The organism is Dankookia rubra (assembly GCF_004355005.1).
GTDB lineage: Bacteria > Pseudomonadota > Alphaproteobacteria > Acetobacterales > Acetobacteraceae > Paracraurococcus > Paracraurococcus ruber_A.
In genome coordinates this window covers 25,478-48,233 of record NZ_SMSJ01000039.1, presented here as the reverse complement: position 1 = coordinate 48,233, position 22,756 = coordinate 25,478, and the positions used below count along the sequence as shown (strand labels likewise).

The following is a 22,756-nucleotide window of genomic DNA, read 5'->3' as shown; positions in this document are numbered from 1 at the left end:
GCGGGCGCGCGGCTCTCAGCGGCTGCCGGCCTGTTCCATGCTGCGCAGCACGGCGTCGAGGTTGAAGGCATCGGGCCGCTGGCGTGGCGGGAATTCCTTGAAGGTCTCGTAGAACTGCTTCGCCATGGCCTGGGCCGGGACCAGCAGGAAGATGCGGTCCATGTACCAGTCGTTGTAGGTGTTGCTGTCGGTATCCGCGCGCTCGAAGGGGTCCATGCGCAGGTCCAGCAGCTTCGGCGCGCGGAGCGGCACGAAGGGGTCCTGCCAGACGCCGAAGCCATGCGCCCGCTGCTCGAGGAAGACGACCTTCCAGCGCTCGTAGCGCATCGCCACCATTTGGCCGTCGTCGTTGAAGTAGAAGAACTCTTTCCGCGGGCTCTCTGCGGTCTGGCCGGTCAGCATCGGCAGGATGTTGTAGCCGTCCAGGTGGACCTTGTACGTCTTGCCCTGGGTGGTGAAGCCGGCCAGCAGCTTGGCCTTGATCTCGGCCTCGCCGGCCGCGGCGACCAGGGTCGGGAACCAGTCGAGATTGGAGACGATCTGGTTGCTCACGCTGTTCGGCGCGACGCGGCCCGGCCAGCGGATGGCGAAGGGCACCCGGAAGGCGCCTTCCCAGTTGGAGTTCTTCTCCGACCGGAAGGGGGTGATGCCCGCATCCGGCCAGGCATTGTAGTGCGGCCCGTTGTCGGTGCCGTAGATGACGATGGTATCCTGCGCCAGGCCGAGGTCGTCGAGCTGCGTCAGGATGGCGCCGACATGATCGTCGTGCTGCAGCATGCCGTCGGCGTAGAAGCTGAGCTCCGACTTGCCCTTGTAGGCCTCCGGCACATGGGTGCGGAAATGCATCAGGGTCGAGTTGTGCCAAACGAAGAAGGGCTCGGGGCCGCCGGCCTTCCGCTTGATGAAGTCGGTGGTCTTCGCCAGGATTTCGTCGTCGATCGTCTCCATCCGCTTGCGGGTGAGGGGGCCGGTATCCTCGATCGTCTGGCTGCCGTCCGGCATGGCGCGGGTGTTGAGCACGCCGCGCGGGCCGAAGCGCTTCAGGAAATCCGGGTTCTTCGGGTAATCGACATTCTCCGGCTCCTCCGATGCGTTGAGGTGGTAGAGGCTGCCGAAATACTCGTCGAAGCCATGCATCGTCGGCAGGTGCTCGTCGCGGTCGCCGAGGTGGTTCTTGCCGAACTGGCCGGTGGCATAGCCCATGCCCTTCAGGATACGGGCGATGGTCGGGTCCTGCGGCTTCATCCCCGCCTCGGCGCCGGGCAGGCCGACCTTCGACAGGCCGGTGCGCACGGTCGCCTGGCCGGTGATGAAGGCGGACCGCCCCGCGGTGCAGGACTGCTCGGCGTAGTAGTCGGTGAAGGTCATGCCTTCCTGGAAGATCCGGTCGATGTTCGGCGTGCGGAAGCCCATCATGCCGCGGTTGTTGTGGCTGAGGTTCCAGTAGCCGACATCGTCGCCCCAGATGACCACGATGTTCGGCCGCCGCCCGGCTGGGCCGGCGGGCACCGCCGGTGCTTGCGCCTGCGCCAGCCGCGTGCCGCCGGTGGCCGCCGCGCCTATCGCCGCACCGCCGCCGAGCAGCAGGTCGCGGCGTGAATGTCCGTTGCTCATGGAATGTCCTCTCCCCAGGGTAGCGATGGGTCGCGGAGCACGCAGCGGAAGCCGATATGGCTCATGCCGGTGTCCACCATCTGCGCGTGGCGCGCGGCCGGCCGGTAGCGCCGGCAATAGCTCGGCGCGCATAGGAAGCTGCCGCCCTTGATTACCTTGCGGGGTATGCCGATGGCGGGCTGGCCGGGGTCGAAGCTGGCCTCCATCGCCGGGCCGCGCGGGTTCAGCGGCGCGCAGCAGGGCTTGGCGGGGTCGGCCGCATGCCGCGCTGCGAACCAGTCGGCGGTCCATTCCCAGACATTGCCGGCCATGTCGTAAAGCCCGAAGCCATTGGCCGGGTAGGAGGCGACGGGCGCGGTCCGCTCGAAGCCATCGCTGGCGAAATTGCGCCAGGGGAAGGGGCCCTGCCAGGTATTGGCCAGGTGCAGCCCGTCCGGCGTCAGTTCGTCGCCCCAGACGAATTCGCGGCCCTCCAGCCCGCCGCGGGCGGCGTATTCCCATTCCGCCTCGGTCGGCAGGGACTTGCCGGCCCAGCGCGCATAGGCCTCGGCATCCTCGAAGGCGACCTGCACCACCGGGTGGTGCCCGCGCTCCTCGATGCCGCTGCCGGGGCCTTCGGGCCGGTGCCAGCAGGCGCCCGGGGTCCAGTGCCACCATTCGCTGAGGTCGCGGGTATCGACCGGCCCGTCGGTCATGCGGAAGACCAGGGCGCCCGGCACCAGCATCGCCGCATCGGCGCCGGGATAGGCCGCCGCGTCCAGCGGGCGCTCCGCAACCGTCCGGTAGCCGGTCGCGGCGACGAAGCGGGCGTAGTCGGCATTGGTGACGGCGGTGGCGTCCATCCAGAATCCGTCCACCCGGACCGGATGGGCGGGACGCTCTTCCGGGTAATGCCGGTCGGAGCCCATGGTGAAGCCGCCGCCGGGGATCAGCCGCATCCCGGCCGGCTCGGCCGGCACCGGGTCGCCCCGCTCGCTTGCCCGCATCGGGATGTCCGTCTCCTCCGGCGCGGCGCCGGGATGGCGCTGGCGGCAGGACTATGGCGGGTCTGTCCGGTCTGCTACCAATGCTGTTGCGGCAACTTGTCCTTCCCGGAAAGGCATATGCTGGAGGTCCGTGACCTGATCCTGGTCCGTGCCATCGCCGAGCACGGCAGCCTGGCGCGCGCCGCCCGGGTGCTGGCGGTGGGCCAGCCGGCGCTGACCCGCAGCCTGGCGGGACTCGAGGCGCGGCTCCGCGGGCCGCTGTTCGAGCGCAGCCGCCGCGGCGTGGTGCCGACCGACCTCTGCCGCGTCCTGCTGGGGGAGGCCGGGGAGATCCTCGACCGGCTGGAACGCCTGGACCGGCACCTGGCCGCGGTGCGCGGCCCGCAGGTGCAGACGGTCCCGATCGGCGCCGGCGGCTATTCGGCCGAATCCATCGCGGTGACCGCGGCCGCCCGCATGCTGGGCCTCTATCCCAATACCCGGCTCCGCCTCGCCACCCTGAACTGGACGGAGGTGCCCCGCGCGGTGCGGGAGCGGGAGGTGGTGATCGGCATCGCCGACCTCAGCGACCTCGGCGAGGCGCCGGACCTGCAGGTCGAGCAGCTGAACCCGATGCCCGGCGTCTTCCTGGTGCGGCCGGGGCACCCGCTGGCCGCCCCGGGCGCGCCGCTGGACCTGGCGCGGATCATGGCCGCGCCTTTTGTCTTCCTCGGCCGTGTGCCGCGCCGCGTGCAGGAACCGCTGGTCCTGGCGCGGGAGCAGGCGCGGCAGGCGGGGCGGCTGCACCCCGCCTTCCCGGCGCTGATGCTGGAAAGCCCGACCGCGGCGCTGAGCGCGGCGCAGGAATCGGATGCGGTGGCGGGCACCGCCGTCGTCCTGGCCGAGGCGGCGGTCGCGGCCGGAAAGGTGGTGGTGCTGCCCTGGCGGGAGCCCTGGATGGAGGTGCGGCTCGGCATCCTCCGGCTGCGCAACCACCAGCCCTCGGAGGCCGAGGCGGCCTTTCTCGACCTGCTGCGCACTGCCGATGCGGAAGCCGCCCTGCGCGGCCGCCGCTTCCTCACGGCGCATGGCTTCGATGCGGTGGCCTGAGGCGGCGCCCGGGTTACCTTCCGCCCCCCGGCAGCGCATATAGGACGAAAGGACCGGCCCCGGCCGGCGGTGGAAAGGCGATCCCATGGCCTACGACTTCGATCTCTTCGTCATCGCCCCCGGGGCGCTTGCGCCCCGCTTCGAGGGGGAGTGCCGCCGATGACCGCCTACGACTTCGATCTCTTCGTCATCGGCGGCGGCTCGGCCGGCGTGCGCTGCGGCCGCATCGCCGCGACCCATGGCGCCCGCGTCGGCATCGCCGAGGAGCGTTTCTGGGGCGGCACCTGCGTCAATGTCGGCTGCGTGCCGAAGAAGATCATGGTGAACGCCGCCGAGTACGGCCAATGGGCCGAGGATGCCGCGGCCTTCGGCTGGACGGTGCAGAAGACCGGCTTCGACCTCTCGGTCCTGGCCGCGGCGCGGGATGCCGAGGTGGCGCGGCTGAACGGCATCTACGGCCGGCTGCTGGCCGGCGCCGGCTGCACCGTCTTCGACGCCAGGGCAACCTTCATCGACGCGCATACGCTCGATGTCGGCGGCCGCCGGGTGACCGCCGAGAAGATCGTCGTCGCGGTCGGCGGCCGGGCGGTGCGGCCGGGCATCCCGGGCGACGAGCTCGGCATGCTGTCGGACGACGTCTTCAACCTGAAGCAGGTGCCGCGCCGGCTGACGGTGATCGGCAGCGGCTATATCGCGCTCGAGTTCGCCTGCGTCTTCCGCGGCCTCGGCGCCGAGGTGGACCTTGTCTACCGCGCCGACCTGCCGCTGCGCGGCTTCGACCACGACATCCGGGTCGCGCTGAAGGATGCGCTGGACGCGCAAGGGATACGCCAGCATTGCGGCCACCACCCGGCCCGCCTCGACCGCCAGGGCGACCATCTCCGCCTCAGCATCCTGGGCGGGGACGCGATCGAGGCCGATGCCGTCCTCTTCGCCACCGGACGGGTGCCGCATACCCACGGGCTGCACCTCGACGCCGCCGGGGTGATGTGCACCGAGAAGGGCGCGATCGAGGTGGACGAGGAGCACCGCACCACCGCGCCCAATATCTGGGCGATCGGCGACGTCACGGACAAGCTGAACCTGACGCCGATGGCGACCGCGGTCGGCCATGCCCTGGCCGACACGCTGTTCGGCAAGAACCCCCGCCGCGCCAGCTACCTGAACGTCCCGACCGCGGTCTTTACCTCGCCCCCCATCGGCACGGTGGGGATGACGGAAGCGGATGCGGCGCTGCTCGGGCCGGTCGACGTCTATGTCGCCTCCTTTACCCCGATGCGGCACACCATCAGCAAGCGGCCGGGGCGCAAGTCGCTGATGAAGCTGGTGGTCTGCCAGGAGACCCAGCGGGTGCTCGGCGCCCACATGCTGGGCGAGGACAGCGCCGAGATCATGCAAGGGATCGGCATCGCGGTCGCCGCCGGCCTGACCAAGCAGGATTTCGACCGCACCATCGGCATTCACCCGACCGCGGCCGAGGAGTTCGTGACGATGCGGACCCGGACGCGGGAGGCCGGCATCCGTGCGGCAGCGGAATAGCAGCCCCGCGAAGCTGCCCTGCGTCGGGCGGGTTCACCCCGGCGCGCGGCTGGGCTAGGCTCGCCCTCCTTTGACCAGGAAACGCTCACAATGACCGCGCGCGGGTGGCACCCCGGAAGCTGGCGGGACATGCCGATCCGGCAGGTTCCCGAATACCCCGATCAGGCGAAGCTGGCCGAGGCCGAGGCGCGCCTTGCCCAATGGCCGCCCCTGGTCTTCGCCGGCGAGGCGCGGCGGCTGAAGGCGGCGCTGGCCAAGGCCGGCCAGGGCCAGGCCTTCGTGCTGCAGGGCGGCGACTGCGCCGAAAGCTTCTCCGACTTCACCGCCAACATCATCCGCGACACCTTCCGCGTGCTGCTGCAGATGGCCGTGGTGCTGACCTTCGGCGGCGGCACCCCGGTGGTGAAGCTCGGCCGCATGGCGGGGCAGTTCGCCAAGCCGCGCTCCTCCGACGTGGAGACCAAGGACGGCGTCACGCTGCCCTCCTATCGCGGCGACATCGTCAACGGCCCCGACTTCACCGCCGCCGCCCGCATCCCGGACCCGGCGCGGATGGAGTTCGCCTACATGCAGTCGGCCGGCACGCTGAACCTGCTGCGCGCCTTCGCCACGGGTGGTTATGCCGACCTGCACCAGGTCCACCGCTGGAACCTCGGCTTCGTCGAGCGCAGCCCGCTGGCGTCCCGCTATCAGGACCTGGCGGCGCGGATCGACGAGACGCTGGGCTTCATGCAGGCCTGCGGCATGTCGGACCTGCCGCAGGTGCGGGAGACGGATTTCTACACCTCCCATGAGAGCCTTTTGCTCGGCTACGAGCAGGCGCTGACCCGGGTCGATTCCACCACCGGCGACCATTACGCCTGCTCGGCCCACTTTCTCTGGATCGGCGACCGCACGCGGCAGCCGGACGGCGCGCATGTCGAGTTCCTGCGCGGGGTGAAGAACCCGATCGGCCTGAAGGTCGGCCCGACCTCCGACCCTGACGACCTGGTGCGGCTGACCGAGCTGCTGAACCCCGAGAACGAGATGGGCCGGCTGACGCTCATCTCCCGTATGGGGGCCGACAAGATCGAGGCCAAGCTGCCGCCGCTGCTGCGCGCCGTGAAGCGGGCCGGCCGCAACGTGGTCTGGCTGTCCGACCCGATGCACGGCAACACCACCAGCGTCGGCGCCTATAAGACCCGGCCCTTCGACGCCATCCTGACCGAGGTCCGCCGCTTCTTCGACGCCCATGCCGCGGAGGGCACCCAGCCCGGCGGCGTGCATGTCGAGATGACGGGGCAGGAGGTCACCGAATGCCTCGGCGGTGCGCACCGGCTGAGCGAGGCCGACCTCGCGCTGCGCTACCAGACCTTCTGCGATCCGCGACTGAATGCCGAGCAGTCGCTGGAGCTGGCCTTCCTGATCGCGGAGGAGCTCAAGGCCCGGCGCATCGCCGCGCCGGCGCTGCCCGCGCGGGCAGCCGAATAGGCCAAGGGGGAAGCACGATGGACGGATCGCCGCCGGCGGGACCCAGCGATGCGGCGATCTCCGCCCGCACCGACGCCTATTTCAACCGCACCCGGGCGATCGTGCAGCGCTTCGGCGATGTCCGCGTCACTTATGCGGTCTTCCTCCGCCGCCCCGTGGTCAGTGCGCCGCGGCTGGCGGTGGAGTTCCTCGAAAGCGTGGCCCGCGACCGCGGCACGCGGTTCGAGATCGAGCTGATGCACCCGGAGGGCACCTGGGTCGGCGCCGGCGACCCGCTGCTCTACGTCACGGGGTCGCTGGTCGAGCTCGCCGACCTCGAGACGCTCTACCTGCAGAAGCTCGGCCCGCCCTGCGTCGCCGCGCACAACGCCTACCAGATGTGCGTCGAGCTGCCGGACGTCTCCTTCCTGGCCATGGATGCGCGGCACTGCGCCGGCGCCGAGATGGCTAACATGATGGCCTATGCCGCCAGCGTCGGCGGTGGCGCCGCCATCAAGGAAGGGGCGAAGGGCTTCATCGGCAACGCCACCGACGCCACCGCCCATTGGTTCGGCGCGCCGCGCGGCTATGGCACCATGCCGCATGCCCTGATCGGCTATGCCGGCAGCACCCTTCGCGCTGCCGAGATGTTCCAGGAGGCCTTTCCGGACGAGAACCTCACGGTCCTGGTCGACTACTTCGGCCGGGAGGTGACGGATGGCTTGGCCGTTTGCCGCCGCTTCCCCGAGCTGGCGGCGGCCGGCAAGGTCGCGGTCCGGCTCGATACTCACGGCGGGCGCTTCCTCGAGGGGCTGGACCCGGCCGAGAGCTACGCCGTGCTGGAACGCCACGCGCCCGGCGCCATCCGCCGCTACCGCTCGGAGACCGAGCTGCGCCACCTCGTCGGCACCGGCGTCTCCGCCAGCGCCATCTGGCGGATGCGGGAGGCATTGGACGAGGCCGGCTTCCCCAAGGTGCGGATCGTCGCCTCATCCGGCTTCAACGTGCAGAAATGCCGGGTCATGGCCGATGCCAAGGCGCCGATCGACGTGGTCGGCACCGGCAGCTACCTGCCCGACATCTGGTCGGAGACCTATGCCACCGCCGATATCGTTTCCTATGACGGCGCGCCGCGGGTGAAGGTCGGTCGCGAATTCCTGCTGCGGCGGAATGGCGACCGGAAGAAGAACGGGAACCACGGCGGCTGAGCTTTCCTGCGGAGGCTGCGCGGCGGCGCGACCGGCTCGCGGGCTGGGCCTGCGCGGCCGGGCTGCTCTGCATCTGGGTCAGTTTCCACCTGATGTCGCGGCTGACCGTGCGGCAGGCGCTGACGCCCTGGGACGTGGCGGCGCTGCGCTTCGGCGGCGCCTTCCTCGCCGCGCTGCCGCTGCTCGCCTGGTTCGGCCTGCCGCGCATCCCGCCGCGGCGCTGGCCGGCCATCGTCGTCTTCGCCGGTCTCTGCTTTCCCCTTTGTGCCTATGCCGGCTACCAGCTGGCGCCGGCGGCCCAGGGCTCGACTGTGATGGCGGCCGGGCTGCCGGTGGCGGCGGCGCTGCTGAGCGTCGCCATGGGGCAGGGGCGGATCGGGCCGTGGCGGGCCGCGAGCCTCGGCATCGTCGCCGCCGGCTGCCTGCTGCTGGGCCAAGCCACCGCCGGAGCTTTCGAGGGTGCCTGGACCGGCACGCTGCTGTTCCTGACGGCGGTTACCGGCTGGGCGGTCTATACCCTGCTGGTGCAGCGCTGGCGGCTGCGGGCGATCGAGGCGACCCTGACCGTCGCGCTGCTGACCGGGCCGCTCTACCTGCCGGTCTGGTACCTGCTGCTGCCCTCCAACCTGGCCCAGGCCTCCTGGCCGGTGATCGCCAGCCAGGCGGCCTTCCACGGCATCGGCTCGGTCCTCCTGGCCGGCTTCTTCTATACCCGCTGCGTCGCCCTGCTCGGCCCGGGGCCGACCACCATGATCGGCGCCGCGGTGCCGGGGCTCGCCGCGCTGCTCGCCTGGCCGCTGCTGGGCGAGGCGCTGTCGCCTATGGGGCTGCTGGCGGTCGCCGTGGTCTGTGCCGGCCTGGCGCTCGCGGTGCTGCGGCCCGACCGGCCGGGCTGATCGCGCCGCCCCGCGTGCGTTCCGCAGCGCGCGGCGTTATGGCTGCCTCCATGATCCGCGGACCCTTCCGATGAGCGCTTTCGATACCGGCCTGTTCAGCCCGCCGGGCGGCTTCGCCGTCCGCATCCTCGATCTCTCGGGCGGTAACGGCGCCGACCCGGTCGAGACCATCGGCGGCTTCCAGACGCTGGAGCACGCCAATGCCTTTGCCCGCCGCTACGTGCGGGACAGCATGGAGCGCTGCCGCACGCGCGGCATGCGGCCGGACGCCGTCATCGCCGCCTGGTTCGCCTTCGGCGAGGATGCCGAGGTGGTCGGCGGCGCCGAGCAGGCCTGGCGGAGCGCCGCCGAGCTCAACGACTTCGCCGCCCGCCCGCCGCTGGATGCCGAGGACCGCAACTGGCGGGCGCTCGACCCTCGCCGGGACGAGGACGACGTGGCCGCGGAGGAGGAGGAATGAGCCGCCCCGATGACCTGAGCGCCGGCGGGCGCGGAGGTCTGAATCGGCCGGCCCGGGATACCGGCCGCCACCGGGTCCGCTGCGGCGACTTTGCCGACGAGGGCGACCCGGAGGAGGAATGGCAGGTCGAGGGCTTCGCCTCGGCAGAGGCGGCCCAGGAATACGCCCGCCGCTTCGTCCGCGCCCAGGTCGAGGACCTGCGCCGCGAGGCCGCATCCCCGGCTGAACTCGCCGAGATGTACGACCGCTGGGGCGAATATGCCGAGACGCCCGGCTTCGACCTGGCCGCCTGGGTCACCCATTGCATCGCCAATCCTGCGGCGCGGAAGCAGGACACCGACTACGCCGCGCTGGAGCCCTGATCGTGAAACTCCGCTTCGCCCCCTCGCCGACGGGCTACCTCCATGTCGGCAATGCCCGCGCCGCGCTGGTCAACTGGCTGCTCGCCCGTCAGCTTGGCGGCCGGGTGCTGCTGCGGCTGGACGACACCGATACCGAGCGCAGCAAGTCGGAATACGCCGAGGCGCTGGAGGAGGACCTGCGCTGGCTCGGCCTCGACTGGGACGAGCATTTCCGTCAGTCCGACCGCATGCCGCTCTATGCCGCGGCGGCCGAGACGCTGAAGGCCTCCGGCCGGCTCTACCCCTGCTTCGAGTCGGAGGAGGAGCTGCGCTACAAGCGCGAGCAGCAGCTCCGCCAGAAGCGCCCGCCGATCTACGACCGCGGCGCGCTGAAAATGACGAAGGAGCAGTACGAGCGGGCGCTGGCCAACGGCAAGACGCCGTACTGGCGCTTCAAGCTGAACATGCGGGAGGTGAGCTGGCTGGACGGCGTGCTCGGCCCGCGCACCGTCAAGCTGCCGAGCCTCTCGGACCCGGTGCTGCTGCGCGCCGACGGCACGCCGCTCTACACCTTCACCAGCGTGGTGGACGACCTCGAGAGCGGCGTGACGCATATTGTTCGCGGCGAGGACCACGTCACCAACACTGGCGTGCAGATCGACCTCTGGCAGGCGCTCGGCGGCAATCCGGAGAAGCTGCGCTTCATCCACCTGCCGCTGCTGATCGATGCCGATGGCGGGCCGCTGTCGAAGCGGCTCGGCTCGCTCTCGCTCCGCCAGCTCCGCAAGGATGGGATCGAGCCGGCGGCGCTGGCCGGCTACCTCGCCGCGCTCGGCACCGCGCAGGACGCGATGCCCGGCCTGCCGCGCGACCTCGTTGCCGGCTTTCGGCTGGTCGCCATTTCGAAGTCGCCGGCCCGCTTCGACGTCCAGCAACTGCTGGCGCTGAACCGCCGGCACCTGCACGAGGCCAGCTTCGAGAGCGTCCGGGGGCTGCTGCCGGAGGGCGCCGACGAAGCTTGGTGGAACGCCATCCGGGGCAATCTCGACCTGCTTTCGGAAGCGAAGGAATGGTTCGAGGTGGTGCGCGGCACCCTGGTCCCGCCGCCGCAGGAGGGGGAGGCGGAGTTCTTCCGCGCCGCCCTTGCCGCCCTGCCACCCGCCCCCTGGGACGAGGCGACCTGGGCCGCCTGGACCGGTGCCTTGAAGGAGGCGACCGGCCGCAAGGGTAAGCCGCTGTTCCTGCCGCTGCGGCTGGCCTTGACCGGGGAGGAGCACGGACCGGAGATGAAGACCCTGTTGCCGCTGATCGGGCCGGAGAAGGTGGCGCAGCGGCTGCGGGTCGCCGCCGCGGGCTGACCACCACGGGGCCATGATCCGGTCATTTCTCGCGTGGCAGGATGCGGCGCCCTGCCGCCCCGGTGCCCGATCATGCGCCAGAACCGTCTGCTGCCCTTCCTGCTGCTTGCCTTGCTGGCCGGCTGCGCCCGTCCCGCCGCGGTCTGGGACGGCCGGCGCGGTTATGACGGCAACGGCGACTACGGCTATGACCTCGACGCCTCCCGCGCCGAGGCCCGCTATTACCGCGCGCGGGCGCCGGGCGCCTATGTCGTCCCCGGCCCGTCCGGCGATCCCTGGGGCCCGCATGTCCGGGAGGCTGCCGCCCGCTTCCAGGTGCCGGAACGCTGGATCCGCGCGGTGATGCGGCAGGAGAGCGGTGGGCGGCAGTTTGATTCCAGCGGCCGCCCGATCACCTCGCCGGTCGGCGCCATGGGGCTGATGCAGGTGATGCCGCGGACCTACGACACGCTGGCGGCGCGGCACGGGCTGGGACCGGATCCCTATGAGCCGCGCGACAACATCCTGGCCGGCGCGGCCTATATCCGGGCCATGCATGACCGCTTCGGCGCCCCGGCCTTCCTGGCCGCCTACAATGCCGGGCCGGAACGGACCGCGGCCTGGCTGGCCGGCAGCATGATCCTGCCGGAGGAGACGGAACACTATCTCGCCAGTGTCGCGCCGCAACTAGGCTTGCCGGCCGGGGCAATGACGCGGCTGCCGACCGCACGGGTGGTGGAGGCTGCCGATCTCGGCGCCTATGCCGGCGGCGGCATGCGGGTTGAGGATTACGCTGCGGCCGACCCTTCGCTGCGTGCCTTCGACGGCGGTGGGCTGGTCACCCCCTGGGCGCCGACGGGGACGCTGTCTCCCCGTCCTTGAGCCCCCGCTCTTGGTCCGGTGCCCGGCCGAGCGCTTCCACCCGGCCAGGATGTCCCGCTTCAGAACAGAGACCGATCCGGTGGATGCACCGGATCGGGTAACGATACTCGCGGAAACAAGCGGATGGAGTGGTTGTCGTGAGCCGGGGCGAACGGAAGCCGCTCTAGCGGGCCGGCGCGGTGGTCGTGCCGGTGGTGCCGCGGTGCGTCGTGTCGTTCATCGGGGTGCGGCTGACGCCGGTGCCGTGGCTCGGGTTGGCGCCGGTCGTGTTGGATCCCGTGGCGCGGTCGATGGCGCGGCCCGCGGCGGTGCCGGGCGGGTTGCCGCGGGTCCCGTCGGCCGGGGTCGGCGCGCTGCCCGTGGCGCGGTCGAGGGTCCGCTGGGTCGCGGTGCTCGGCGGGTTGCCGGGGGTGCCGTCGCGCTGCGCGAGGGCCGGGGCGGCGACCAGGGTAGCGGCGACAAGACCCATGGCGATGTTGCGGATCATGGCTTTTTCTCCCGTGTGGTGAGCAGCCAAAAGCCTTTCCGCTCCCGGGGGTTCCCCCACCCGCCCTTCGCAATTCGGTGGCCTGGCCTCATCCCCTCGGGCATGCTGCGGCATGGTCGCCATCCAGCCCTGTCGCCGTTGAAACGCCCGCCGCATGCGCGGCCGATGATGCGTTCTGCCCGCGACCGGACTATGGATGCGCCGTGATGACCAACGACCTGACGCTGCACAACAGCCTGACCCGCGCGCGCGAGCCCTTCGCGCCGATCGACCCCTCCCATGTCCGGCTCTATGTCTGCGGCCCGACGGTCTACGACCTGGCGCATCTGGGCAATGCCCGCCCGGTGGTGGTCTTCGACGTGCTGGCGCGCCTGCTGCGGCGGCTCTTCCCGCGCGTGACCTATGTCCGCAACATCACCGATGTCGAGGACAAGATCACCGCCCGCGCCCAGGAAAGCGGGGAGCCGATCGGCGCCATCACCGCCCGCACCACGGCCGACTTCCACCGCGACATGGCCGCCCTCGGCGCCCTGCCGCCGGACCAGGAGCCGCGCGCGACCGACAGCATCGCGCCGATGATCGCGCTGATCGAGCGGCTGGTCGCCAATGGCCATGCCTATGCCGCCGAGGGCCATGTGCTGTTCAGCGTCGCCTCCTTCGCCGACTACGGCGCCCTGTCGGGCCGCAACCAGGAGGAGATGCTGGCCGGCGCGCGGATCGAGGTCGCCCCCTACAAGCGCGACCCCGGCGACTTCGTGCTGTGGAAGCCGAGCACCCCGGAGCAGCCGGGCTGGGACAGTCCCTGGGGCCGCGGCCGGCCTGGCTGGCACATCGAATGCTCCGCCATGTCCTGGCAGGCCCTCGGCGAGGTCTTCGACATCCATGGCGGCGGCCAGGACCTGCTCTTCCCGCACCACGAGAACGAGGTGGCGCAGAGCCGCTGCGCCTTCGGCACCCCCGCCATGGCGCGGTACTGGATGCACAACGGCATGCTCCGCGTCGACGGGGAGAAGATGTCGAAGTCGCTCGGCAACTTCCTGACCGTGCGGGACATCCTGGCGCGCGGCGCCTGGGCCGGGGAAGCCTTCCGCCTGCTGCTGCTGCGCACCCACTACCGCTCGGACCTCGACTTCACCTTCGCCGGGCTCGAGGAGGCCAAGGTCGAGCTCGACGACCACTACGCCATGCTGGCCCGCGCCATCGAGCCGCCGGCGGGGCATGAGGCTAGCCAAGCCGAGATGACGGACTGGGCGCTGGAGCCGCTGCGCGACGACCTGAACACCCCGCTCGCCCTGGCCCGGCTGCGCGACCTGCGCACGCTGGAGAACGTGGCCAGCGTCGGCGGCTCGGCCGCCACCGTGCTGCACCGCGCCGGCAAGCAATGGCCCGTGGTCCCGGGCATCGCGGCGCTGGCCTTCCGCGAGGCGGCGGCGGTGCTCGGCATCTGCCAGGGCGAGGCGCAGGCCTGGCTGCAGGGCGGCGAGGACACCGCCTGGGTGGACCAGGCGATCGCCGACCGGCTGGCGGCGCGGAAGGCGCGCGACTTCGCTGCCGCCGACCGAATCCGCGACGAGCTGAAGGGCAAGGGGATCCTGCTGGAGGATGGGCCGCAGGGGACGACTTGGCGGCGCCTGTGACCGTGAACCGGGGAAGAGAGAGTACCTCTCTCCCGCCGGTCCCCCCACCCACCGTTTTCTCTGGGTTTGAGGAAGCGCCGGTTTGACTGCCTCGCCCGAGCATTGGCTGGACGCCATCAAGCGCATCGCGCTGACCGACCCGAAGCGGGCCTGGCTGCGGGCGCATCTGGATGCACCCGACTGCACCGCTGAGGAAGCGGTGCTGGCCGCGGCGGCCAAGCAGCCGATCGAGGCCTACCGGGCGCTCGCCGTCGAGCTCGCCGTGGCGATGGAGGTGGACCCGCCCGCCGACCCGCTGCTGCTGCTGGCCGAGCCGACGGGGGAGGGGGGCTGGCGGCTGCGGCCGGCGCTCGCCTTCGGCCTCGGTGCCCACCGGCTGATGCCGGAAGCCTGGACCCGCGGCGGCAAGCCCTCGGCCGACCTGCACCCGGCGCCGGGCGAAAGCCCCATCATCGTGCTGGTCCGGCCGCAGCTGGCGGAGAATATCGGCTCGGTCGCCCGCGCCATGGCCAATGGCGGGCTCTTCCACCTGCGGCTGGTGGCGCCGCGCGACGGCTGGCCGCAGGACCGCGCCTGGCGCACCGCGTCCGGCGCCGACCCGATCCTCGACGCGGCGCAGGTCTTCCCTGACGTCCCCAGCGCCGTTGCCGACTGCCACCGGGTCTTCGCCACCTGCCCGCGGCCGCGCCACATCGTCGTCCCGCTGCGCACCGCCCGCGCCGCGGCCGAGGACCTGCGCGAGATCAATGGCCGCGGCCTCCGCACCGCCGTGCTGTTCGGGCCGGAGCGCGCGGGGCTCGAGAACGACGACGTCGCCTGCGCCGACACCCTGGTCCGCTACCCGCTGAACCCCGAGCACATGTCGCTCAACCTGGCGCAGGCGGTGATGATCCTAGCCTATGAGTGGTGGACGGCCGCCGAGCCGACCCCGCCGCGCCAGCTGCAGACCAACGAGACCCATGTTGCCACCAAGGGCGAGCTGGAAGGCTTCCTCGGCCGGCTGGTCGCCGAACTGGATGCCGCCGGCTTCCTCGACAACCTGCCGAAGCGTCCCGGCATGGTCCGCAACCTGCGCCACTGGTTCGAGCGCGGCGAGGTGACCGAGCAGGAACTGCGCACCCTGCACGGGGTGGTGACGGAGCTGTCGCGCGGCCGGATGCGGCGCGGCCGGCCCGAGGACTAGGCCCGCCGGTCCGGGACTGCGCCGCACCCGATCGTGTAGGAAGGCACGATCCCGACCGGCCGATGATGCCGCGGTTGCCGCTTCGCCTCAGGGAGAATCCATCGCATGCGTCGTCCCGGCGTCATCCTGCTTCTGCTGATCGCCTGCGGGCTGCCCTTAGGGGGCTGCCAGAACATGAACAACCAGCAGTCGGGTGCCCTGATGGGCGCCGGCGGCGGCGCCCTGCTCGGCGGGCTCAGCGGAAGGCTGATCGGCGGCAACAATACCGGCGCCGCGGTAGGGGCTCTGGTCGGGGCGCTGGCCGGCGGCTTCGCCGGCAGCGTGATCGGCCAGAACCTGGACGAGCGCGACCGCCAGCGGGCGCAGCAGGCGACCATGCAGGTGCTGGCCCAGCCGGTGCAGGCGCCGCCGGTCGCGCCGGGACGCAGCTATGCCCCGCCCAGGGCCCGCGCGCCGCAGGCCACCTGGCGGTCCGAGAAAAACCCGACCCAGGGCAGCGCCACGCTGGTCTCGGTCGACCGCCCGGCCGCCGGCACCGGCGAATGCCGCACGGTGCGCGAGGTCGCCTATATCGGCGGCAAGGAAGTCGTGCAGAACAGCCGGTATTGCGAGGGCGGGAACGGCCAATGGCAGCCCGCCACCTGATCGCCGGCCTGTGCCTGGCGGCGGCCTTGTCGCTGCCCGGCATGGCGGCGGCCCAGGGGCCGAAGGGCCCGCCCCCGCCGCAGCAGGAGGAGGAAGAGGCGCCGCCGGCCGCCCCGCGCCGGCAGTCGCCGGAGCCGCCGCGGCGCCCGCCCGAACGGCTGGCGGAGCCGCAGCGGCCGGTGCAACCGCCGCGGCCCGCCGCGGTACGGCAGCTCGACCTTCAGGTCGTGCGGATGGCCGGGGACCGCCCGGCGCTGACCGTCCAGGGCCCCTTCGCGCCGGGCGATGCCGACCGCTTCGAGCAGGTGCTCGACACCAACCCCGGTATACGGGAGGTGCTGTTCAACTCGCCCGGCGGCTCGGTGGAGGACGGGCTGGCGATCGGCCGGCTGATCCGGGCCCGCAAGCTCGCCACGCGGGTGCCGCACGGCGCCGAATGCGACAGCATCTGCACCATGGCCTTCCTCGGCGGCGTGCTGCGGCGGATCGACGGCAATGCCAAGTATTGCGTCCACATGTTCGCCGCCAGCGACCCCGAGCTGTTCAACCGCCTGACCAACATCATCAGGGACGGCGGGCCGGACGCGACGCGGGAGGTGATCGAGGTCATGCAGGGCACGGCGGCGCGTATCGCCGCCTCCTGGGCGCGCTACCTCGTCGAGATGCAGGTCTCGCTGCGGCTGATGACGCCGACCTTCCGCACCCGCAACCGCGACGTCTATTGCCTGGACAAGGACGAGCTGCGGGACCTGGTGGTGGTCAACGTGAACTGAGGCGCCGCGGGGCGGGTCAGACCCGCTTCGCCAGCTTCCGCGCCAGCGCATAGCCCAGCAGCCCGGCCACCGGCGCCGCCGGGAGCACCAGCAGCCAGCCGATATTGGCGCCGTTCACCGCCAGGCCGAGCCCGATGCCGAGCATCAGCCCGCCGACCAGGCTGCCCACCACGCCGGCCGTCAGGCCGAGCACCAGGATCTCTTCGCGCGTCACGCTCATGCGGTCCGATTAGGCCCGGGTTTTGCGGTTTGACAAGGCGGGACGCCTCCGACTAAACCCCCGCCTCTTCCTGGGAACGTGGACATGCCCCAAGGCGACTTGGTCCGGCATGCGCCCGCCTTGGCCCATGCGGGGCCGGGGCCTACCGGGACAACACCGCAAGGAAGGCCGCAACCCGGAACCGGGAGCGGACGCAGACCAGTATGACCAAGCGTCTCGAATCCAAGTACAAGATCAACCGCCGCCTCGGCGTCAACCTTTGGGGCCGCGCCAAGTCTCCGATCAACAAGCGTGAGACGATCCCCGGCCAGCACGGCGCCCGCCGCAAGCAGAAGCCGACCGACTTCGGCGTGCAGCTGATGGCGAAGCAGAAGCTGAAGGGCTACTACGGCAATATCGGCGAGAAGCAGTTCCGCAAGTATTACGAGGAGGCCGTGCGCCGCAAGGGCGACACCTCCGAGAACCTGATCGAGCTGCTGGAGCGTCGCCTCGACGCCGTCATCTATCGGATGAAGCTGGCGCTGACCCCCTTCGCGGCGCGGCAGTTCGTCAACCACGGCCACGTGCTGATCAACGGCAAGCGGCTCAACATCCCGTCCTACCAGGTCCGTGACACCGACACGATCGAGGTCAAGGAGCGCTCGAAGCAGCTGACCTGCGTGCTGGATGCGGCGCAGAACGGCGAGCGCGACGTGCCGGAATACATCGAGGTGGACCACCGCGCGATGCGTGGCCGCTTCCTGCGCGCCCCGAAACTGTCGGACGTGCCCTATCCGGTGCAGATGGAGCCGAACCTGGTCGTCGAGTTCTACTCGCGCTGACCCTGGCCGCCTTACCGAGGCTTCCCCGAACGCCGGGCCCGCGAGGGCCCGGCGTTTTGCGTTGCTTCAGGCCCCGGCTGTCTCCGCCCGGGGACTCCGCGGGCTACCCCGGATAGGCGACGAAAGGCCCGTGCAGCGCCCGCGGCAGCATGGGCATCGCATGCGCCGCCGCCAGCAGCAGCGCCCGCTTCGGGGTCGGCGCCTGGGCGACCGAGGCCCGCAGCCGCTCCAGCCCCTGCGCCCGCTGGCCGTGCCGGATCAGCTCCCGCCCGACGATCCAGGCATTCTCCGCCTCCGCCCGCCGCTGGATCTGCAGGAAGCGGGACCGCCCGAGCCGCGCCTCCAGCGCCGGGTTGCCCCAGATCGCCAGCATCGCCGGGGCAAAGGCCGCCGGGTCGCGCGCCATGCGGTGATAGGCACTGCCCGACCGCTGTCGCAGATACAGGATCGGCGCCGCGCCCGCCGCCACCGCCCAGGGACCCTGCAGAGAGAGCCGGATCCAGTATTCCCAGTCCTCGCCGTAGCGGAGCTGCGGCAGGAAGGGCCCGGCCTGTCGCACCGCGTCGCGACGCAGCAGCAGGTGGCCGCCATTGGCGAAGAGGTTCTCGACCAGCAGCGTCTCGAGCAGATCACCGGACGGGAAGGGACCGGCCTTGCGGCGCAGCGGCGCATCGCCCGGCCGCGCGTCCTCGGCCATCACGACATAGCCGCCATAGGCGCCAACCGCCTCCGGCGCCTCGGCCAGCGCCGCCAAGAGGCGCGACAGCGCATCCGGTGCCAGCCAGTCGTCGGCATCGAGGAACAGGATCGCCTCGCCACGCGCCTCCGCCATCGCCCGGCTGCGGGCGGCGGAGACGCCTGCATTCTCCTGCGCGATCAGCCGGATCCGCGGGTCGCGCCGCTCGGCCACGACCTCGGCCGTGCCGTCACGGGAGCCGTCGTCGACGACAATCATCTCCCAGTCCGGAAAACTCTGCGCCAGCACGCTGTCGACCGCGGCGCCCACGAACCGGGCGACGTCATAGGCGGGCGTCAGGATGGAGACGGTGGGGGCGGGTGTGGCGAATTCGCGGTACATGCGGGCAGGGGTCGCACAGGCGGGCCCCTTCCCGGCGTCACACACGGGGGAAGAACGAACAAAAGCCCGGGGGAAGGCGATCCCCTCCGGCTCGGTCTAGTCTGCCGGGTCAGGCATAGACTGCCTTCATCGCGCCGGGTGGGTAGCGGGTGCCGGCAGCGGCGCCGCTCGGGACGGCGGCAGCGATGCGGGCCACCTCCGCAGGCGACAGCGTGACTCCCAGGGTGCCGAGGTTCTCCTCGATCCGCGGCAGGTAGCGGGTGCCGGGAATGGCGACGACGTCCTCGCCCTGCGCCAGCAGCCAGGCCAGCGTGAGCTGCGCGGGGGTGCAGCCCTTCTCCGCGGCGATCGCCTCGACCTTCGCCACCAGGGCACGGTTCGCGGCGAAATTCGCCTCCTGGAACCGAGGATGTGCGGCGCGCCGCCCGTCCACCTGGGCGAATTCCTGGATCGCCCCAGTGAGGAAGCCGCGACCGAGCGGGCTGTAGGCGACGAAGCCGATGCCGAGCTCCCGCGTCGTGGCGCGGGTCTCCTCCGCCTCCTCCCGGTAGAGCAGCGAATACTCGGTCTGCACGCAGGCGATGGGGTGGACGGCATGGGCGCGGCGGATGGTCTCCGGCCGGGCCTCCGACAGGCCGAGGAAGCGGACCTTGCCCTGCTCCACCAACCGCTTCATCGCCCCGACCGTCTCCTCGATCGGCACGATCGGGTCGACGCGGTGCTGGTAATACAGGTCGATCACCTCGACCCCGAGCCGCCTGAGCGAAGCCTCGCAGGCCTGCTGGACATAGTCGGGGGAGCCGTTGACCCCATTCGCCCCGCCGGGGTTCTGGGTCTGGCCGAACTTCGTCGCCAGCACCACGCGGTCCCGCAGGCCGGCCAGCGCGCGGCCGAGGACCTCCTCGTTGTGGCCCCAGCCATACATGTCGGAGCTGTCGAAGTGGTCGATGCCGCGGTCGATGGCGGCGCGGACGAGATCGACCGAGGCGGCGTCGTCCGCCTCCCCGTAGATGCCCGAGAGCGACATGCAACCGAGCCCGATGGCGGAGACCGAAAGGCCGGTCCGGCCCAGGCTGCGATGCGGCAAGTTGGCCATGCGGTTCACCCCGTTCGTGCTTCGCCCAGGGGGAAGCCTAGCAGGGTCGCAGGCGGCGTCGAGTATGGCCCGCCCGGGCCGCAGCCCGGGCGGGCGCCGTTCGGCTCAGGCCTCGGCGGAGACCGGGATGCCCTTGTCCTTCATCAGCGTCGACAGCTCGCCGGCCTGGAACATCTCCATGATGATGTCGCAGCCGCCGACGAACTCGCCGCCAACATAGAGCTGCGGGATGGTCGGCCAGTTGGTGAAGGCCTTGATCCCCTCGCGGATCTCCGCGTCCTCCAGGACATTCACGCCCTTGAAGGGCACGCCCAGGTGCGAAAGGATCTGCACCACGCGGGCTGAGAAGCCGCATTGCGGGAAGACCGGCGTGCCCTTCATGTAGAGCACGACGGGGTTCGCCTTGATATCGCTCTCGATGCGCTCGAACACCGGATTGGTCATCGCTCTCATCCTTCCTGCGATCGGTGGCGGCGCATGACGCGCCGTTGGTCCTGGAATGGCGTCGGTGTCAGCCCGGCACCGAGGTCTGCAAGGCGAGGGCGTGCAGCTCGCCCCCCATGCGGCCGCGCAGCGCGGCATAGACGATCTGGTGCTGCTGCACCCGGCTTTTCCCCTTGAAGGCTTCGGAGACGACGGTCGCGGCATAGTGGTCGCCGTCGCCCGCCAGGTCCTCGATCGTGACCTGGGCATCGGGCAGGGCCGCCTTGATCAAGGCCTCGATCTCCGCCGGCTGCATCGCCATCCGCCTAAGCCCCCCCAGCTTCCGCCATCAGCGCCGGCAGGGTGCGCTCATGCGCCTCTGCCAGCTTCGCGACGGATATGGACTGTCCGCCGGGCAGAACCAAGGCCTCCCCACCGCTCCGGCCAATCCGGATCGCCGGGACGCCGGCGGCCTTGGCCGCGGCCAGCATCGCGTCCCCGTCCCGCACCGCCAGCAGGTAGCGCCCCTGGTCCTCGCCGAACCACCAGCCATGCGCCGGGATGCCGGCCGGGCCGGCATCCAGCACCGCGCCGGCGCCGCCGGCCATCGCCATCTCCGCCGCCGCCACCAGCAGCCCGCCATCCGAGAGGTCGTGGCTGGCGGCGACCAGGCCCTGGCGGATCCAGCCGCGCACCGCATCGCCGTTGCGCCGCTCGGCCGTCAGGTCCACCGGCGGCGGCGCGCCGTCCTCCCGCCCGGCGATCTCGCGCAGCCAGAGCGACTGGCCGAGCCAGCCCCGGGTTTCGCCGACCAGCACCAGGTCGAGGCCGGGCTTGAGGCCAAGCCCGACCGCCTGGGCCACGTCGTCCAGCACCCCGACGCCGCCGATGGCGGGGGTGGGCAGTATGCCGCGCCCCTCGGTCTCGTTGTAGAGCGAGACGTTGCCGCTCACGACCGGGAAGTCGAGCGCGATGCAGGCGGCCGCCATGCCGCGCACGGCTGCCGCGAACTGCCCCATGATCTCGGGCTTCTCCGGGTTGCCGAAATTCATGTTGTCGGTGATCGCCAGCGGCAGGCCGCCCGTGGCGGTGATGTTCCGCCAGGCCTCGGCCACAGCCTGCTTGCCGCCCTCCTCGGGATCGGCGAGGCAGTAGCGCGGGGTGCAGTCGGTGGTCATCGCCAGCGCCCGCCGGCTCTCCTCGATCCGGACGATGGCGGCATCGGCCGCGCCTGGCCGCCGCGCGGTCTGGCCGCCGACCATGCTGTCATACTGGTCCCAGATCCAGCGGCGGGAACAGAGGTCGAGGCTGCCGACCAGGGTCAGCAGCGCCGCCTCCGGCCCCACCGGGTCGGCGATCGCGGCGGCGTCCAGCACCGCCTGCCTCGGCGTCTCGGCGGTCGGCCGGCGGTAGAGCGGAGCTTCCGATTCCAGCGGCGCGAGCTCGATATCGGCCTCGAGCCGGCCCTTGTGCTTCAGCACGATCCGGCCGGTATCGGTCAGGTGGCCGATGACGGCGAAGTCCAGTTCCCACTTGGTGAAGATCGCTTCCGCCACGTGCTCCCGCCCGGGCTTCAGGATCATCAGCATGCGCTCCTGGCTCTCGGAGAGCATCATCTCGTAGGCGGTCATGCCGGTCTCGCGCTGGGGGACGCGGTCCAACTCAAGCTCGATCCCCATGCCGCCCTTGCCGGCCATCTCGACGCTGCTGCTGGTCAGGCCGGCGGCGCCCATGTCCTGGATGGCGACGATGGCGTCGGTCGCCATCAGCTCGAGGCAGGCCTCGATCAGCAGCTTCTCGGTGAAGGGGTCGCCGATCTGGACGGTCGGGCGCTTCTCCTCGGAATCCGCGGTGAACTCGGTGCTGGCCATGGTCGCGCCATGGATGCCGTCGCGGCCGGTCTTCGACCCGACATAGACCACCGGGTTGCCGACGCCGCTGGCGGCGGCGGTGAAGATCCGGTCGGCCCGGGCGATGCCGACGGTCATGGCATTGACCAGCGGGTTGCCGTTGTAGCGCGGGTGGAAGTTGACCTCGCCGCCCACGGTCGGCACGCCGACGCAATTGCCGTAGCCGCCGATGCCGCGCACCACGCCGTCGATCACCTGCTTCATCCGCGGAGCGTCCGGCATGCCGAAGCGGAGCGCGTTGAGGTTGGCGATGGGGCGGGCGCCCATGGTGAAGACGTCGCGCAGGATGCCGCCGACGCCGGTCGCGGCACCCTGGTAGGGCTCGATGAAGGAGGGGTGGTTGTGGCTCTCCATCTTGAAGACCGCCGCCAGCCCATCCCCGATGTCGATGACGCCGGCATTCTCGCCCGGGCCCTGGATCACCCAGGGGGCTTTCGTCGGCAGCTCCTTCAGCCAGACCCGGCTCGACTTGTAGGAGCAATGCTCCGACCACATCACGCTGAAGATGCCGAGTTCGCAGAGCGAGGGCGCGCGGCCGAGGATGGCGAGGACGCGGTCGTACTCGTCCGGCTTCAGCCCGTATTCGGCGGCGAGCTGGCGGGCCCGTTCGGGGGCGAGAAGGGCAGGGGTCTGGGTCATGCGAGGGGGCCCGGAAAGCGCGCCCGGAAGCCGGGCGAATGGC

General features: G+C 71.2%; 23 protein-coding genes. 14 read left to right on the top strand and 9 right to left on the bottom strand.

Features of this window, described 5'->3' with window-relative positions; all coding sequences use genetic code 11:
• Positions 1-15 precede the first annotated feature (15 nt).
• Positions 16-1,614 carry an arylsulfatase gene (locus tag E2C06_RS22495; RefSeq protein WP_133290851.1) on the bottom strand — a complete coding sequence of 533 codons (1,599 nt, stop codon included), beginning with the start codon at positions 1,612-1,614 and terminating at the stop codon, positions 16-18.
• Positions 1,611-2,600, bottom strand: a complete 990-nt coding sequence (locus E2C06_RS22490) for a formylglycine-generating enzyme family protein (RefSeq protein WP_133290850.1) — start codon at positions 2,598-2,600, stop codon at positions 1,611-1,613. Before E2C06_RS22490 ends, E2C06_RS22495 begins: the two co-directional genes overlap by 4 nt.
• Before the next feature lie 117 nt (positions 2,601-2,717).
• Here E2C06_RS22490 and E2C06_RS22485 point away from each other — a divergent pair, with 117 nt between their 5' ends.
• From E2C06_RS22485 to E2C06_RS22445, 9 genes are all read left to right on the top strand, one after another.
• Positions 2,718-3,689, top strand: a complete 972-nt coding sequence (locus tag E2C06_RS22485) for a LysR family transcriptional regulator (protein ID WP_165982573.1) — start codon at positions 2,718-2,720, stop codon at positions 3,687-3,689.
• 159 nt (positions 3,690-3,848) lie between these two features.
• Positions 3,849-5,228 carry a glutathione-disulfide reductase gene (gorA, locus tag E2C06_RS22480; protein WP_133290848.1) on the top strand — a complete coding sequence of 460 codons (1,380 nt, stop codon included), beginning with the start codon at positions 3,849-3,851 and terminating at the stop codon, positions 5,226-5,228.
• Between the two features lie 90 nt (positions 5,229-5,318).
• Entirely contained in the window at positions 5,319-6,698 is a 1,380-nt protein-coding gene (locus E2C06_RS22475) for a class II 3-deoxy-7-phosphoheptulonate synthase (protein WP_133290847.1), read from the top strand.
• 17 nt (positions 6,699-6,715) lie between these two features.
• Complete coding sequence (locus tag E2C06_RS22470) at positions 6,716-7,885, top strand: nicotinate phosphoribosyltransferase (RefSeq protein WP_133290846.1); 1,170 nt, start codon at positions 6,716-6,718, stop codon at positions 7,883-7,885.
• Positions 7,831-8,781 carry a DMT family transporter gene (locus tag E2C06_RS22465; protein WP_133290845.1) on the top strand — a complete coding sequence of 317 codons (951 nt, stop codon included), beginning with the start codon at positions 7,831-7,833 and terminating at the stop codon, positions 8,779-8,781. The genes E2C06_RS22470 and E2C06_RS22465 overlap by 55 nt, the downstream gene beginning before the upstream one ends.
• Positions 8,782-8,851: 70 nt before the next feature.
• Positions 8,852-9,241, top strand: a complete 390-nt coding sequence (locus E2C06_RS22460) for a hypothetical protein (RefSeq protein ID WP_133290844.1) — start codon at positions 8,852-8,854, stop codon at positions 9,239-9,241.
• Entirely contained in the window at positions 9,238-9,603 is a 366-nt protein-coding gene (locus tag E2C06_RS22455) for a hypothetical protein (RefSeq protein ID WP_133290843.1), read from the top strand. The genes E2C06_RS22460 and E2C06_RS22455 overlap by 4 nt, the downstream gene beginning before the upstream one ends.
• 2 nt (positions 9,604-9,605) lie before the next feature.
• Positions 9,606-10,940, top strand: a complete 1,335-nt coding sequence (gene gltX, locus E2C06_RS22450; RefSeq protein WP_133290842.1) for a glutamate--tRNA ligase — start codon at positions 9,606-9,608, stop codon at positions 10,938-10,940.
• 72 nt (positions 10,941-11,012) lie between these two features.
• Entirely contained in the window at positions 11,013-11,801 is a 789-nt protein-coding gene (locus E2C06_RS22445; RefSeq protein WP_241671416.1) for a lytic transglycosylase domain-containing protein, read from the top strand.
• 163 nt (positions 11,802-11,964) lie between these two features.
• On the opposite strand, the gene E2C06_RS22440 is transcribed toward E2C06_RS22445, so the two are convergent.
• Complete coding sequence (locus tag E2C06_RS22440; protein WP_133290841.1) at positions 11,965-12,288, bottom strand: hypothetical protein; 324 nt, start codon at positions 12,286-12,288, stop codon at positions 11,965-11,967.
• 206 nt (positions 12,289-12,494) lie between these two features.
• Here E2C06_RS22440 and cysS point away from each other — a divergent pair, with 206 nt between their 5' ends.
• The 4 genes from cysS (at position 12,495) to E2C06_RS22420 (ending at position 16,526) form a co-directional block, all read left to right on the top strand.
• The gene (gene cysS, locus E2C06_RS22435; protein ID WP_133290840.1) at positions 12,495-13,925 is read left to right on the top strand and encodes a cysteine--tRNA ligase; all 1,431 of its coding nucleotides are present in this window, start codon (positions 12,495-12,497) and stop codon (positions 13,923-13,925) included.
• 379 nt (positions 13,926-14,304) lie between these two features.
• Positions 14,305-15,108, top strand: coding sequence for an RNA methyltransferase (locus tag E2C06_RS22430; RefSeq protein ID WP_133290861.1), 804 nt, complete (start codon positions 14,305-14,307; stop codon positions 15,106-15,108).
• Positions 15,109-15,213: 105 nt separating this feature from the next.
• Positions 15,214-15,753 (top strand): glycine zipper domain-containing protein, encoded by a 540-nt coding sequence (locus E2C06_RS22425; protein WP_133290839.1) that lies wholly within the window; start codon positions 15,214-15,216, stop codon positions 15,751-15,753.
• Positions 15,735-16,526 carry a COG3904 family protein gene (locus tag E2C06_RS22420; RefSeq protein WP_133290838.1) on the top strand — a complete coding sequence of 264 codons (792 nt, stop codon included), beginning with the start codon at positions 15,735-15,737 and terminating at the stop codon, positions 16,524-16,526. The genes E2C06_RS22425 and E2C06_RS22420 overlap by 19 nt, the downstream gene beginning before the upstream one ends.
• 16 nt (positions 16,527-16,542) lie before the next feature.
• On the opposite strand, the gene E2C06_RS22415 is transcribed toward E2C06_RS22420, so the two are convergent.
• Positions 16,543-16,746: a hypothetical protein gene (locus E2C06_RS22415; protein ID WP_133290837.1), complete on the bottom strand. Its 204-nt coding sequence runs from the start codon at positions 16,744-16,746 to the stop codon at positions 16,543-16,545.
• A gap of 203 nt (positions 16,747-16,949) precedes the next feature.
• Here E2C06_RS22415 and rpsD point away from each other — a divergent pair, with 203 nt between their 5' ends.
• Positions 16,950-17,567 carry a 30S ribosomal protein S4 gene (gene rpsD, locus E2C06_RS22410; protein WP_133290836.1) on the top strand — a complete coding sequence of 206 codons (618 nt, stop codon included), beginning with the start codon at positions 16,950-16,952 and terminating at the stop codon, positions 17,565-17,567.
• 103 nt (positions 17,568-17,670) lie between these two features.
• Here the strand turns inward: rpsD and E2C06_RS22405 are convergent, their stop codons facing one another.
• From E2C06_RS22405 to purL, 5 genes are all read right to left on the bottom strand, one after another.
• Positions 17,671-18,645 carry a glycosyltransferase family 2 protein gene (locus E2C06_RS22405; protein ID WP_133290835.1) on the bottom strand — a complete coding sequence of 325 codons (975 nt, stop codon included), beginning with the start codon at positions 18,643-18,645 and terminating at the stop codon, positions 17,671-17,673.
• A 109-nt stretch (positions 18,646-18,754) separates the two neighbouring features.
• Positions 18,755-19,741: an aldo/keto reductase gene (locus tag E2C06_RS22400; protein ID WP_338324221.1), complete on the bottom strand. Its 987-nt coding sequence runs from the start codon at positions 19,739-19,741 to the stop codon at positions 18,755-18,757.
• A gap of 105 nt (positions 19,742-19,846) precedes the next feature.
• Positions 19,847-20,185 (bottom strand): Grx4 family monothiol glutaredoxin, encoded by a 339-nt coding sequence (gene grxD, locus E2C06_RS22395; RefSeq protein ID WP_133290834.1) that lies wholly within the window; start codon positions 20,183-20,185, stop codon positions 19,847-19,849.
• A gap of 67 nt (positions 20,186-20,252) precedes the next feature.
• Positions 20,253-20,486: a BolA family protein gene (locus tag E2C06_RS22390; protein WP_133290833.1), complete on the bottom strand. Its 234-nt coding sequence runs from the start codon at positions 20,484-20,486 to the stop codon at positions 20,253-20,255.
• A 4-nt stretch (positions 20,487-20,490) separates the two neighbouring features.
• Positions 20,491-22,713, bottom strand: coding sequence for a phosphoribosylformylglycinamidine synthase subunit PurL (purL, locus tag E2C06_RS22385; protein WP_133290832.1), 2,223 nt, complete (start codon positions 22,711-22,713; stop codon positions 20,491-20,493).
• Positions 22,714-22,756: the final 43 nt, after the last annotated feature.

Coding starts and splice junctions, on each gene's coding strand:
- E2C06_RS22390 (WP_133290833.1), bottom strand. CDS start 20,486: ATGGCGATGCAGCCGGCGGAGATCGAGGCCTTGATCAAGGCGGCCCTG.
- rpsD (WP_133290836.1), top strand. CDS start 16,950: ATGACCAAGCGTCTCGAATCCAAGTACAAGATCAACCGCCGCCTCGGC.
- E2C06_RS22495 (WP_133290851.1), bottom strand. CDS start 1,614: ATGAGCAACGGACATTCACGCCGCGACCTGCTGCTCGGCGGCGGTGCG.
- E2C06_RS22425 (WP_133290839.1), top strand. CDS start 15,214: ATGCGTCGTCCCGGCGTCATCCTGCTTCTGCTGATCGCCTGCGGGCTG.
- gorA (WP_133290848.1), top strand. CDS start 3,849: ATGACCGCCTACGACTTCGATCTCTTCGTCATCGGCGGCGGCTCGGCC.
- E2C06_RS22490 (WP_133290850.1), bottom strand. CDS start 2,600: ATGCGGGCAAGCGAGCGGGGCGACCCGGTGCCGGCCGAGCCGGCCGGG.
- E2C06_RS22400 (WP_338324221.1), bottom strand. CDS start 19,741: ATGGCCAACTTGCCGCATCGCAGCCTGGGCCGGACCGGCCTTTCGGTC.
- E2C06_RS22460 (WP_133290844.1), top strand. CDS start 8,852: ATGAGCGCTTTCGATACCGGCCTGTTCAGCCCGCCGGGCGGCTTCGCC.
- E2C06_RS22405 (WP_133290835.1), bottom strand. CDS start 18,645: ATGTACCGCGAATTCGCCACACCCGCCCCCACCGTCTCCATCCTGACG.
- E2C06_RS22420 (WP_133290838.1), top strand. CDS start 15,735: ATGGCAGCCCGCCACCTGATCGCCGGCCTGTGCCTGGCGGCGGCCTTG.
- E2C06_RS22470 (WP_133290846.1), top strand. CDS start 6,716: ATGGACGGATCGCCGCCGGCGGGACCCAGCGATGCGGCGATCTCCGCC.
- E2C06_RS22440 (WP_133290841.1), bottom strand. CDS start 12,288: ATGATCCGCAACATCGCCATGGGTCTTGTCGCCGCTACCCTGGTCGCC.
- E2C06_RS22485 (WP_165982573.1), top strand. CDS start 2,718: ATGCTGGAGGTCCGTGACCTGATCCTGGTCCGTGCCATCGCCGAGCAC.
- E2C06_RS22415 (WP_133290837.1), bottom strand. CDS start 16,746: ATGAGCGTGACGCGCGAAGAGATCCTGGTGCTCGGCCTGACGGCCGGC.
- purL (WP_133290832.1), bottom strand. CDS start 22,713: ATGACCCAGACCCCTGCCCTTCTCGCCCCCGAACGGGCCCGCCAGCTC.
- E2C06_RS22455 (WP_133290843.1), top strand. CDS start 9,238: ATGAGCCGCCCCGATGACCTGAGCGCCGGCGGGCGCGGAGGTCTGAAT.
- cysS (WP_133290840.1), top strand. CDS start 12,495: ATGACCAACGACCTGACGCTGCACAACAGCCTGACCCGCGCGCGCGAG.
- E2C06_RS22445 (WP_241671416.1), top strand. CDS start 11,013: ATGCGCCAGAACCGTCTGCTGCCCTTCCTGCTGCTTGCCTTGCTGGCC.
- E2C06_RS22430 (WP_133290861.1), top strand. CDS start 14,305: ATGCCGGAAGCCTGGACCCGCGGCGGCAAGCCCTCGGCCGACCTGCAC.
- grxD (WP_133290834.1), bottom strand. CDS start 20,185: ATGACCAATCCGGTGTTCGAGCGCATCGAGAGCGATATCAAGGCGAAC.
- E2C06_RS22475 (WP_133290847.1), top strand. CDS start 5,319: ATGACCGCGCGCGGGTGGCACCCCGGAAGCTGGCGGGACATGCCGATC.